11 protein-coding genes are annotated in these 11,785 nt (G+C 72.5%); 7 read left to right on the top strand and 4 right to left on the bottom strand.

All coding sequences use genetic code 11. From position 1 onward, the window contains the following. The first annotated feature begins 25 nt into the window (after window positions 1–25). Both ACZ56E_RS34140 and ACZ56E_RS34135 read left to right on the top strand, forming a co-directional pair. On the top strand, window positions 26–1,234 hold the full coding sequence (locus tag ACZ56E_RS34140) for an acyltransferase family protein (RefSeq protein WP_471220222.1): 1,209 nt from the start codon (window positions 26–28) through the stop codon (window positions 1,232–1,234). A 284-nt stretch (window positions 1,235–1,518) separates the two neighbouring features. Further along, complete coding sequence (locus ACZ56E_RS34135; RefSeq protein WP_471220219.1) at window positions 1,519–1,893, top strand: MarR family winged helix-turn-helix transcriptional regulator; 375 nt, start codon at window positions 1,519–1,521, stop codon at window positions 1,891–1,893. A gap of 101 nt (window positions 1,894–1,994) precedes the next feature. Here ACZ56E_RS34135 and ACZ56E_RS34130 read toward each other — a convergent pair whose 3' ends face one another. From ACZ56E_RS34130 to ACZ56E_RS34115, 4 genes are all read right to left on the bottom strand, one after another. Then, window positions 1,995–2,825, bottom strand: a complete 831-nt coding sequence (locus tag ACZ56E_RS34130; protein ID WP_471220216.1) for an alpha/beta fold hydrolase — start codon at window positions 2,823–2,825, stop codon at window positions 1,995–1,997. Window positions 2,826–2,933: 108 nt separating this feature from the next. Then, entirely contained in the window at window positions 2,934–4,571 is a 1,638-nt protein-coding gene (locus tag ACZ56E_RS34125; RefSeq protein WP_471220214.1) for an FAD-binding oxidoreductase, read from the bottom strand. A gap of 72 nt (window positions 4,572–4,643) precedes the next feature. Beyond that, window positions 4,644–5,891, bottom strand: coding sequence for an MFS transporter (locus ACZ56E_RS34120; protein WP_471220212.1), 1,248 nt, complete (start codon window positions 5,889–5,891; stop codon window positions 4,644–4,646). Window positions 5,892–5,982: 91 nt separating this feature from the next. Then, window positions 5,983–6,894, bottom strand: a complete 912-nt coding sequence (locus ACZ56E_RS34115) for an NADP-dependent oxidoreductase (protein ID WP_471220210.1) — start codon at window positions 6,892–6,894, stop codon at window positions 5,983–5,985. A gap of 225 nt (window positions 6,895–7,119) precedes the next feature. Between ACZ56E_RS34115 and ACZ56E_RS34110 the strand changes: the two genes are divergently transcribed. The 5 genes from ACZ56E_RS34110 to ACZ56E_RS34090 all read left to right on the top strand — a co-directional run bounded on the left by ACZ56E_RS34110 (window position 7,120) and on the right by ACZ56E_RS34090 (window position 11,723). After that, on the top strand, window positions 7,120–8,418 hold the full coding sequence (locus ACZ56E_RS34110; RefSeq protein WP_471220208.1) for a sedoheptulose 7-phosphate cyclase: 1,299 nt from the start codon (window positions 7,120–7,122) through the stop codon (window positions 8,416–8,418). Next, on the top strand, window positions 8,411–9,229 hold the full coding sequence (locus ACZ56E_RS34105; protein ID WP_471220206.1) for a cupin domain-containing protein: 819 nt from the start codon (window positions 8,411–8,413) through the stop codon (window positions 9,227–9,229). Before ACZ56E_RS34110 ends, ACZ56E_RS34105 begins: the two co-directional genes overlap by 8 nt. Beyond that, window positions 9,226–9,708 (top strand): pirin family protein, encoded by a 483-nt coding sequence (locus tag ACZ56E_RS34100; RefSeq protein WP_471220204.1) that lies wholly within the window; start codon window positions 9,226–9,228, stop codon window positions 9,706–9,708. Before ACZ56E_RS34105 ends, ACZ56E_RS34100 begins: the two co-directional genes overlap by 4 nt. Window positions 9,709–9,724: 16 nt before the next feature. After that, a complete protein-coding gene (locus tag ACZ56E_RS34095; protein ID WP_471220202.1) occupies window positions 9,725–10,822 on the top strand; it encodes a zinc-dependent alcohol dehydrogenase in 1,098 nt (365 codons plus the stop codon). A 115-nt stretch (window positions 10,823–10,937) separates the two neighbouring features. Then, window positions 10,938–11,723 carry an SDR family oxidoreductase gene (locus ACZ56E_RS34090; RefSeq protein ID WP_471220200.1) on the top strand — a complete coding sequence of 262 codons (786 nt, stop codon included), beginning with the start codon at window positions 10,938–10,940 and terminating at the stop codon, window positions 11,721–11,723. Window positions 11,724–11,785: the final 62 nt, after the last annotated feature.

The raw sequence follows: 11,785 nt of genomic DNA, 5'->3' as shown, positions 1-11,785 counted from the left end.
TGCACTGACTCTTCCGGAGGTTCCCATGGCGACGAACGTCGCACCCCTGGGCAGTACGTCCCTCGGCAGTAAGCTCCCCGTCCCGCCCACCGGCCCCAAGGGCTTCGCCCGGCTGCCCTCGCTGACCGGTCTGCGCTTCATCGCCGCGATGATGGTCTTCCTCTTCCACGCGTCCCTGACGACGGAGCCGCCCCTGAACCCCTTCAGCGGCGGGGTCTCGGACTTCTTCCACGCGGCCGCCAGCAAGACGGGGTGGATGGGCGTCACCTTCTTCTTCCTGCTCAGCGGCTTCATCCTCACCTACTCCGCGCGCCCGGACGACACCCCCCGCAGATTCTGGCGCCGCCGTCTCGTCAAGCTCTACCCCAGCCACGTGGCCGGCTGGATCGGGGCGATGGTGCTGTTCGCCGCGGCGACCGCGACCTGGCAGCAGTGGCTGCCCAACCTGCTCCTGCTGCAGACGTGGATCCCGGACTACCACACGTACCTGAGCATCAACCCGCCGAGCTGGTCGCTGTCCTGCGAGGTCTTCTTCTACCTCTGCTTCCCCCTGCTGCACCGGTGGATCGCGCGCATCCGCCCCGAGCGGCTGTGGGCGTGGGCCGGCGGCCTCGTCGTCACCATCACCGCGATCCCGGCCCTCGGCTACCTCCTGCTGCCCGACGGCACCATGTCCAACGGCTTCCCGGTCTCGGAGGTCCAGTACTGGGCCGTCTACATGCTGCCGCCGGTGCGCACCCTCGACTTCGTCCTGGGCATCGTCATGGCGCGCATCCTCATGACCGGCCGCTGGATCGGCCTGGGGCTGCTGCCCGCGTGCGGTCTCGTCGTCGTGGGCTACGCGATCGCCAACGCCACGCCCTGGCTCTTCGGGCTCAACGCGGCGGCGCTCGTCCCGTTCGCGCTGCTCATCCCCGCCGTCGCCGCCACCGACCTGCGCGGCGACCGCTCTCCCTTCCGGGGCCGCGTCATGGTGTGGCTGGGCGAGGTGTCGTTCGCCTTCTACATCGTGCACAACGTCCTGCTCGTGCACGTCCGTTCGCTGATCGGTGAGACGCGCCAGTTCGGGCTCGCCGGGGGCCTGGGCGTCATGGCCCTGTACTTCGTGGTGTGCCTCGGCTTCGCGTGGCTGCTGCACAAGGGCGTCGAGATGCCGATGATGCGCAGGTTCGCCAAGCCCCGCGCCGAGCGGCGGCCCCGTACCGAGCGGGGGTCCCGCGCCGTCCCGAAGTAGGCGCTCCTCCCGGCGGCGAGCGAGCCGGCGCACCCCGCTCCAGGGGTGCGCCGGCTCGCTCGCTTTCCGTGCGCCCTGGTCCTCGCCGCCCCGCTGTCCTATGCTTGCAAAGGCAAGTATTCACTGCTGTGACGACACCGTGGGGCGCGGAACCGCCTCGAGGGGGCCGGGGTCCGGGCGCAGGCGAAGGACAGGACGGTGAGGACGGCATGGCGACTGCCGCACGCGGACGACTCGGTGGCGAACTCGAGCTGTGGAGGCAGCTGTTGCTTCTGGTGAACGGGGTGAGTACGACACTCGACAAGAAGCTGCAGCGGCAACACGGCGTCACCGCATCGGAGTTCACGGCCCTGTCGGTCCTGGCGCGCGGCGCGCTGCGCATGCAGGAGCTGGCCGACTCGGTGGGCTCGAGCCAGTCCACGATGAGCCGCCTGGTCAGCCGCCTGGAGAACGAGGGCCTCGTGGCCCGTACGGTCGGCGAGGAGGACCGGCGCGTGATGTTCGCGCACCTCACGGCGGAGGGCCGCAGACTCGTCGGCCAGGCGCAGGGCACGTTCGCCAAGGAGCTGGCGCTCGCGCTCGACATGGCCTCCTTCGAGCCGGAGACGGCGTCGTTGGTCAACCGGCTCCGGCACACCCCGACGCCTCCCGCGTCCTAGGACCAGGGCCAGGACCAGGACCAGGACACGACAGAGCCCGGTGGGGGCGGCCCGAGCCGCCCCCACCGGGCTCTGTGCGTACGTGCGCGCTACGCGCAGGGTCAGGCCGCGGCGGTCGCGGCGGCCTCGCCCTCGACGCCGTCCGTGCCGGCGGCGTCGTCTGCCTCCAGGAACTCCTGGACCAGCTCGGCCAGTTCGGCGGGCTTCTCGAAGACCGCGAAGTGACCCGCCTCCAGCTCGGCGTACCGGCTGCCCTTGATCGCCGCGTGCAGCGCGCGGGAGTGCTCGACCGGGATCATGTTGTCGTGCGTGGCACCGATCACCAGGGTCGGCGCGGTGATCCTGGGCAGGTGCTCGGTGATGTCGAGCTCCAGGTTGAGCGCGATCTGCCGGCCGATGCCCGCGGGGACGCCGCCCGACACCATCTCCTCGACGCCCGCGACGCCGAAGGAATTCACCTGCTGCGTGGTCCAGCCGTTCAGCTGGAGGAACCGGCCGAAGGTCTCGTGGTCGAGCTGGTCGAGGCGGTGCCACAGGTCGAAGTAGAGCTGCTGGCGCGCATCGTTCTTGATCCACCCCGTGAGCAGCACCAGACGCCGCACCTTCTCCGGGTGCACGGCGGCGTAGGCGGCGACGGCCAGCGCGCCCTGCGACCAGCCGAGCAGGTCCACCGGGCCCTCGGCGCTGCTGTCCTCGATCGCGGCGTCGATCTGGGCGATGAGCAGTTCCAGGGTCAGCGGGCCGCCCTCGTCCTCGGTGGCGCCGCTGCCCGAGTAGTTGGGGACGACGACGGTGCGGCGGTCACTGAAGGTGTCGCGCAGCTGGTCGTACGTTCCCGCGTCGCCGCCGGTGCCGTGCACCAGGACGAGACCGGGGCCGGTGCCGGTCTCGAAGTACTCCACCTTGGAACCGTGCGTGGAAGCGAAAGGCATCGCTTTCTCCTTGCTGTCGTGTCGCTGTCGTGCGGGAGGGGAGGCCGCGCCGGTGACCCCGGCGCGGCACCGCGGTCCGGTGAGGGACCGCGGAAGTCAGGGGGCGGGTCAGCCCGCGGAGGGCTCGACGGACTGGGCGTGGCGCAGGATGCCGCGCGGGTCCCAGTCGGCCTTCACCCGTTGCAGGCGGGGGTAGTTGCCCTTGTAGTAGAGGGAGTGCCAGGGCGTCTTCGAGGTGTTGTGCGCCGGGTCGCCGAGGTCGACGTCGGCGTAGTTGACGAAGCAGCCGTCGTTCACCCGGCCCGGCACCGGAACTCCGCCGGAGGCTCCGTAGACGTCCCGGTAGAACTCGCGCACCCACGAAAGGTGGCGCTCGTCCTCCGCGGCGTCCTGCCAGAACGCGAGGTACTGGAGCTTCATCACCGAGTCCCGCTGGGCGACGGCGGTCGCGTCCGGCGCGACGGCGTTGACGCGGCCGCCGTACCCCGCGATCAGCAGCAGCGCCGCCGGGTTGGTGTAGTCGGTGCGGGTCAGGTGGTGGTACGCGGCCGAGAGCTGGTCGTCGGGGAAGCCCGCCCGCATGTACGCGGACTTGTCCTCGAAGCGCAGCGTGGGGTCACCGCCCGCGAACCCCGGCCACTTGGTGGCGTGCAGGAACGGCAGCCGCTGCGTGCTGACCCGCGGGGTGCTGGGCACCCCCGCGCCGACCGCGGCGACGAACGCGTCCAGGTCGGCCGCGGCCCCGGCGCGGGTGGCGTCGAGCTGCGTCACCATCGTGATCGCGCCCGCCGACCGGTGCGCCGCCTTGAGTTGGCTGAACAGGTCGAGGTGTGCGGCGTCGGGCCCGCCGTGGGCCACGAACCAGTCGCCGTAGTTCTTCACCAGACGCTTGAAGCCCGTCTGCGTCAGGCCGTCCCAGGACCAGGTGGCGGTGCTGGTCAGCAGCTCCGCCGGCGGGCGGGGGAGGAGCCCGGCCGGGGCGGAGCCGGTGGCGCCCGGCGTGCGCAGCAGGTACTTGGTGACGATGCCGAAGTTGCCGCCGCCGCCTCCGGTGTGCGCCCACCACAGGTCGCGCAGCCGGGCGTCGGCGGCGTCGCGCGTCGCGACGACCTTGCGCACGGTCCCGTCCTTGTCCACCGTCACGACCTCGACGCCGTACAAGTGGTCGACGGTGAGCCCGAACAGCCGGGACAGCGCGCCGTAGCCGCCGCCGACGATGTGGCCGCCGGCCGCCACCGACGGGCACGAGCCACCGGGCAGGGTGACCCCCCAGCGCTTGAACAAAGTGCTGTAGACGTCGGAGAGCCAGGCGCCGGGCTCCACCACGAAGACCCGCCGTTCGGCGTCGTAGTCCACCGTCGTCAGCTGCGACAAATCAATGAGGACCTTGATGTCGGAGCTGGTGGTGAAGTTCTCGTAGCAGTGGCCGCCGCTGCGCACCGCCACGCGCTTGCCCGCGGCGACGGCCTCCTTGACGGCGTCGACCACCTGGTCGGCGGAGGAGACGAGGCGTACGTACTCGGGCTTGCCGACCCAGCGCTGGTTGGTGCCGCGGATCAGCTCCGGGTAACGGGCGTCGTCGGGGCGCACGGTGACCGCCGAAGCCGCGGCGGACGCGGTGCGCGCGGCCGTGACCCGGACGGGCGCGGCCTGCGCGGGACCCGTGACGGGCAGCGTCGCGCCCAGGGCCGCGCCGCCCGCCACGGCGGACCGCCGCAGGACCTTGCGCCGGGTGAGCTCACTCATCAGTACTACTCCAGAAGAAGTCGGGTGCCGCAGCTGGTTGCTGCAGCGGGAGGTGGCCGGGGTCGGCCGCCCTCAGTCGGCCGAGGCGTCGGCCGCGGCGGGGACGGGCGAAGTCGGAACGGGGGCCGGGGCGGCGGCCGGTGCGGGCGCGGCGGCACCGCGCACGGCGCGCCGGTCCTTCCTGAGCTCGCCGACCGCGACGGCCGTCGCGAGCCAGGAGAGGAGGGCCGAGGCGGCGATGACCACGCGCAGCCCGAGGTCCAGGCCGAGGAGCTGGCCGCCGAACCAGGCGCCGAAGGCGATGCCGATGTTGAAGGCGCCGATGTTGATGGCGATGGCGAGCGTGGGCGCCCCGTCCCCGGCCCCGGTCAGGATGCGTGCCTGCAGCCCCGGCATGACGGCGAAGTAGGCGGCGCCGAAGACGACGAGCAGGACGAGCAGGAGCCAGGGCACGCTGCCGCCGAGCGCCATCAGGGCGAGGTCGGCGCCGAGCACCGCGAGGACGCCGACGAGGGAGGGCATCAGCGCCCGGTCGGCCAGCTTGCCGCCGATGAGGTTGCCGACGAGGGAGCCGCAGCCGACGAGCAGCAGCAGCCAGCTGACGGTCGAGTCGGCGAACCCGCCCATCGAGGTGAGGATGGGGTTCACGAAGGTGTACGCGGTGAAGACGCCCGCCATCGCCAGCGCGGTGAGCAGGATGGCCGTCTGGACCGTGCGGCTGCGCAGCACCCGCAGTTCGGCACCGACGCCACCGGACCCGCCGGCGACCGGCGTGGGAGTGACGGGCGGCCGCCAGGCGACCAGGGCGAGGGCGAACAGGCTCAGCCCGGCGATGCTCCAGAACGCCGACCGCCAGCCGAAGTGCTCCTCGAGGAGGACGCCGAGCGGCACACCGAGCACGGTGGCGAGGTTGAGGCCGACGGCGACCCGCGACACGGCCGAGGCCTCCTTGCCCTTCTCCGCCAGCGATCCCGCGACGACGATGCAGACCGCGAACAGCGTGCAGTGGGTGATCGCCGAGAGGACGCGGGCGGTCATCAGGACCGGGTAGGTGGGGGCCAGGGCGGCGAGCACGTTGCTCGCCGCGAACAGGCCCATCAGGCCGAGCAGCAGGGGAGTGCGGGGCGCCCGGCTGGTGGCGAGGGTGACGAGCGGGCCGAGGACCACGACGCCGAGCGCGTACGCCGTCACGAGCAGGCCCGCGTCGGACAGGGACACGTCCAGGTCACCGGCGATGGCGGGCAGCACACCGGCGACGACCAGCTCCGCGCTGCCGACGCTGAAGACGCAGAGCATCAAGGGGAAGAGGGCAAACGGCATGGCTGTTCCAGTCACGGGGTCGGGGTCGGGATCAGGTCACGTCACGTCACGACAGGCGCCGGGCTCGGAGCCGGGGTCATGAATCGGGCGCTCACTCCCAGGGGGAGATCAGCAGCTTGCCGCGGGAGCCGCCCGCCGCCAGGCGCCGGTGCGCCTCGCCCACCTCGGCCAGCGGGAACGTCGCGGCCACCCGCAGGGTGAGCACGCCCTCGTCCACCAGGGCGGAGAGCTCTTCGAGGCGCCGGCCGTCCTGCTCCACGAACGACATGCGTACGTCGATGCCGCGTTCCGCGACGGGCGGGGCCGTCGGCACGATCGAGACGGCGCGGCCGCCGTCGCGCACCCCGGCGATGGAGGCGGGCAGTCCCGCTGTCTCCAGGAGGGCGTCTGCGGCGCCGGGCGGCACGGGGCGCTCGTCGGAGTACGTCTCGTGGGCGCCCAGCGCGCGCAGCCGGTCGGTGTCGCCCGGTCGCCCGAAGGCGAGCACCTTCAGGCCGCGGGAGACGGCCAGTTGGACGGCGAAGCCGCCCACGGCGCCGGTCGCGCCGGTGACGAGCAGGGTGCCGCCCGCCGGTGGGGCGAGGGCTTCGAGCGCCTGGTGGGCGGTGAGTCCGGCGAGCGGCAGCGCGGCCGCGTGCGGGAGTTCGGCGGTGCTCGGGGCGGGCGCGGCGAGTGCGGCGTCGAGCGCGACGTACTGCGCGTGGGTGCCGACCCCGGTGGCCATCTGGGCCGACATGGCGACGACCCGGTCGCCCGCGGTGAAGCGGTCCACCCCGGGGCCGCACTCCTCCACGACGCCGGAGAGATCCCAGCCGAGGATCATCGGGAAGCCGTGGCCGATGTTGTCGGCCGCCGCCCCCGAACGCACTTCGAGGTCGACCGGGTTCACCGCCGACGCCGCGACGCGGACCAGGATCTGTCCCGGCGCGGGCGTGGGGCGGGGCAGCTCGGCCACGGTCAGCAGTTCGGGGCCCCCGTAGCGGGGAAGGGAGCTGGCACGCACGTGTGTCCTCCTGCAGATGTGTGATTACGGGAGAACGTAGCAGTCGTTCTGTTCTTCTCTCGCGCCCTGGAGAGCCCTGCGTTGCTACTTCGCCAAGTCCAGGAAATGGCCGATCGGCCTTGCAGGTGATTGCTTGAGAATGCATAGATTAGATCGCTCTCCCACACCGAGAGGCTCTCTCCGCACCGCTTACCGAACCACTCTCCGAACCAGTTGAGGTGATCCGTGTCCGGCAACATTTCGGCGCTTCTGGGCCGACCCAGCGAGCGCGCCAACGCCACCGAGTACGGGGCGGCCGGCTCTGCCGGTGACGCAGTCGTCGCGGCGCAGCCCGGCGCGGGGCTGTACGCCTACAGCGAGCGCATCGACGCGTGGGTGGTCCGCACCGCCAAGCCGGTCAGCTACGAAGTGCGCGTCGCCGACGGCCTGTTCGACTTCGAGCGCACGGACCTGCTCGAACCGGCGGCCGCTCCCGGCAAGCGCCTGCGCCGCTTCGTGGTCCTCGACTCCGACGTCGACCTGCTGCACGGCAACCGTATCCGCGCCTACTTCGACTACCACGACGTCGAGCACGTCATCTGTGTCGTCCCCGCCGACGAGACCGTCAAGAGCTTCGAGACCGCGGCCCGGATCGTCGAGGAGCTCGACGCCTTCGGCGTGGACCGGCGCAGGGAGCCCCTCATCGTCATCGGCGGCGGCGTCCTCATGGACATCGTCGGCCTGGCGAGCAGCCTCTACCGCCGCGGCACCCCCTTCATCCGCGTCCCCACCACCCTGATCGGCCTGGTGGACGCGGGCGTGGGCGCCAAGACCGGGGTCAACTTCAACGGGCACAAGAACCGGCTCGGCACCTACTTCCCTGCCGACCTCACCCTCCTGGACCGCACCTTCCTCGCCACGCTCGACCGCCGCCACATCGGCAACGGCCTCGCCGAGATCCTCAAGATCGCCCTGATCAAGGACGCGCGGCTCTTCGACGTCCTGGAGCGCTACGGCCCGCTGCTGCTGAACGAGAAGTTCCAGGGCGAGAGCGAAGCGGGCGAGGACGCCGCGCGCGAGGTCGTGCGCCGCGCCATCCAGGGCATGCTCGAAGAGCTGCAGCCCAACCTGTGGGAAGCCAAGCTGGAGCGCTCGGTCGACTACGGGCACACCTTCAGCCCGACCGTCGAGATGCGCGCCCTGCCCGCGCTGCTGCACGGCGAGGCGGTCTGCGTCGACATGGCACTCACCACGGCCCTCGCCCGGCGGCGCGGCCTGATCGACGACGTGGACGCACAGCGCGTCTACGACGTGATGCACGCACTGGAACTGCCCGCCTGGGACGACCTGTTGGACCAGCCGGAGCTCCTCACCGCCGCGCTGCGCGACACCGTCCGCCACCGCGACGGCCGGCAGCGCCTCCCGCTCCCGGTGGGCATCGGCGACGTCACCTTCGTCAACGACCTCACCGAACAGGAACTGCTGGACGGCGTGGCGGAGCTGCGCACAGCGGGCCGCCGCGTGGGAGGTCCGCAGCATGTCTGAGACCGCCTACGCGCCGGCCCCGGTCCGGGGAGCGACCTCCGGTGCCGCAGTGATCGTCGGCGATGTCAGCGGCCCCGCCGAGATCCACGGCGTGCACGGCACCACGGGGGTGACCCGCTGGAAGGCCCTCGCGTCCGGCGCGGATCTGCGCGGGGGCTGGGAAGCCGTCGAATGGGCGTGCGTCCCGCCGGGCGGCGTCAGCGGTGAACACCTGCACACCCGGACCGAGGAGGTCTACTTCATCCTCTCCGGCACCGGCGAGATCTACCTCGACGGCACCGCCCACCCGATCGCGCCCGGCTCGCTGATCCTCACCGGCCTCGGCACCGTCCACGGCCTGCGCAACACGGGCGACAGCGACCTGGCCTGGCTGGTCATCGAGATGCGTTCGCCCCGCTTCAGCGCGGCACTCGGCGCCGACGGCCCGGACACGCCCACCGCCACCCCCACCCCTGCCCACACCCCCGCCAAGGAGGAGCGCCCGGTGCGCACCGCACGCCTGCACGACCTGCGAGCCGAGCGCTCGGTCTCCCCGTCCGACGTCTTCACCGGCCCCATGCGTTCCGTCGCCCTGGAGACCGTCGACGCCTCCGGCACCGTCGAGCTGACGGCGGACGGGCGCGAGCACATGGTGTTCGTGGTCTCCGGCACGGGCTGGGTCGAAAACGGCAGCGGCACCGCCGAGCTCCACCCGGGCACGGCCGTGACGCTGCCGCTGGGCACGCGGGCCCGCATCGGCGCCGACCGCGAGGGCGGCCTCGAACTGTTCCACGCCGAGGTCGCCGTCGCGTCGTCGGAGGCCGCCCGGTGATCGTCAGCACCCCCGCCCCGCCCTCCTTCCGCCTCCGCCCGGCCGCCCCGGACTCCGGTGCCACGGGCGCCACTTGGCGCTGCCTCGCCCGCCGGGGCATGTTGCACAGCGAGTGCGAGGCCTTCGAGCAACTGTGGCTGGCCCCCGGCGCCACCTGGACGCACGAGCCGGCCCACGGCACCGAGGCCGCCCTCTACGCGGTCGCCGGATCGGCGTCGGTGCACACCGAGGCCGCGGCCGGGACCGAGGCCGACGACGGCGGCGGTGCTGGTGCGGAGAACACGCTCGACGCCGGTGGCGCGCTGCTCGTCGGAGCCCGTGCCGCGGTGCGGGTCACCGCGGGAGCCGAGGGGCTCGACCTCCTCGCCGTACGTGTGCTGCCGGCCGACGTCTCCTCCCGACTGCCGGCCCGGGTGCCGGAGTTGCCGGCGCGTGAGCAGACCCCGATTTTCCGCCCGCCGATCGACGGCGGGCACTGACCGAGGAGCGGATACGTTGGCTGAACACCACGAAAAGGTGCTGCCCCCCACGGACGACCTGCTGTGCGGGCGCTGGCCGCACGGCTCCATGAGCGCTGCCGCGATCATGGACGCCAACAAGGTCGGCCAGGTGGAGGTGGAGATACCGGGCCCCGAGCTCGGGTACGTCCTGGTGGCCCCCACGACGGTCGGCATCTGCGGCACCGACCTCGAACTCCTGCACGGCACGGCCAGTTATGTGCGGGACGGCCGGGCCACGATGCCCCACGTGTTCGGCCACGAGTGGGTCGGACGTGTGGTGGCGATCGCCGGGAACTGCCAGTACTCACGGCAGCTGGAGATCGGCGACCGGGTCGTCGGGCAGACCATGCTCTCCTGCGGGGGCTGCCGCGCCTGCCAGCGCGGCCACCGCAACGAGTGCTCGCAACTGAAGGAGGTCGGCCTCTACGGACAGCAGGGCGCGGCGGCGGAGTTCATCCGGCTCCCCGCCCAGTCCCTGACGAAGGTCCCGCCGGGCGTCGACGACTTCGCGGCGGCGCTCGCGGAGCCGGCGGTCACGGTGCTCGCGGCGCTGGACAAGGTCGGGGTCTTCCCCGGCGAGCGCGTCCTCGTCTTCGGCACCGGCACCATGGGCCTGCTCGCCGTCCAGATGGCCCGCCGCGTGGCCGGCACGGTCGACGTGGTCGGCATCGACGACGCGGGCATCGGCGCGGCGCTGCGGATGGGGGCGGAACACGCCTTCCTGCCAGGTGAGGCGCGCGACGGCGAGTACGACGTCGTCATCGAGGCGTCCGGCGCGGTGCCCGCTCTCCTGGAGGCGCTGCGGGTGGCGGACGTCGGAGGCCGCATCGCGGCGGTCGGCGTGCCCAACGACCCGCTGCCGGCCGTCGACGCCTCCGAGCTGGTGCTGCGCGGCGTCACCATGACCGGCGTACGGCACGGGCTCGACTACTACGAGCGCGCGCTGCGGCTCTTCGCCGAGGGTGTCCTCTCGGCGAAGGGCATGATCGCCGACGTCTTCGCGCTCACCGACGTCGACAAGGCGTTCGAACTCCTGGAGAGGGGGCGTCGGGCCGCACCCAAGGTGGCCCTCTCGCTGACGCCCCGCCCCTGAAGGGGCATGGCCGGCGACCGCCCCTGACGCATCCTCCCCCCGGCTGCGTCAGGGGCTCCCCTGCCCACCCTCTCCACTCCACTGACCTCATACATCTCACCAGAAAGGGCACCCCATGAATCGCCCCATCGCCGTCGTCACCGGCGCCAGTTCGGGTATCGGCGCGGCCGTGGCCGAGGCGCTCGCCGCGGCCGGCTTCGACCTCGTCATCGGTTACGGGCGACAGGCGGCCGCGGCCAAGGAGATCGCCGACGGGCTCGCCGTGCGGCACGGCGTACGGGCCGAGACCCTCGGGCTCGACCTCACCGACCCGGCGGCGGCGGGGGAGACCCTGCGGGCCTGCGTCGACGCGCTCGGCGGCATCGACGTCCTGGTCAACAACGCGGGCCTGAACCGACGCGCGACCGTCGTCGAGGAGACCCTCGAGGACTGGCAGCGCATCCTCGACGTCAATCTGACCAGCCCGTTCCGGCTGAGCCAGATCGCGGCCGCGCGCATGATCGAGCAGGGCCGCGGCGGCCGCATCATCAACATCACCAGCATCCACGAGCACATCCCGATCGGGGAGGGCAGCACCTACTGCGCCGCCAAGGGCGGCCTGGGCGCGCTGACCAAGGCGATGGCGCTGGACCTCGCCGAGCACGGCATCACCGTGAACGCCGTGGCGCCCGGCGAGACCGCCACCCCGATGAACAACGTCCCGGCCGGCATGGACGCCGCCGATATCGCCCGTCCCGCCATCCCCGCGGGCCGCCCCGGCCGCCCGGACGAGGTCGCCGCCCTCGTCGCCTACCTGGCGTCGCCCGCGGCCGCCTACACCACGGGCACGTCGACCCTGATCGACGGCGGCATGGCGCTCTCCGCGGCGGTCGCCAACGCAGCCCACGCCGGCACCGTCTGACCCCCGCCGCCCCTCCCCGCGTGCACCCCGCGTCGTACCCCGGGTGCACCCCGCAACCCTGG

This window comes from Streptomyces sp. NPDC039480, from assembly GCF_055597165.1.
The sequence above is the reverse complement of the archived record's forward strand: the minus strand, read 5'-3'. Positions and strand labels throughout refer to the sequence as shown.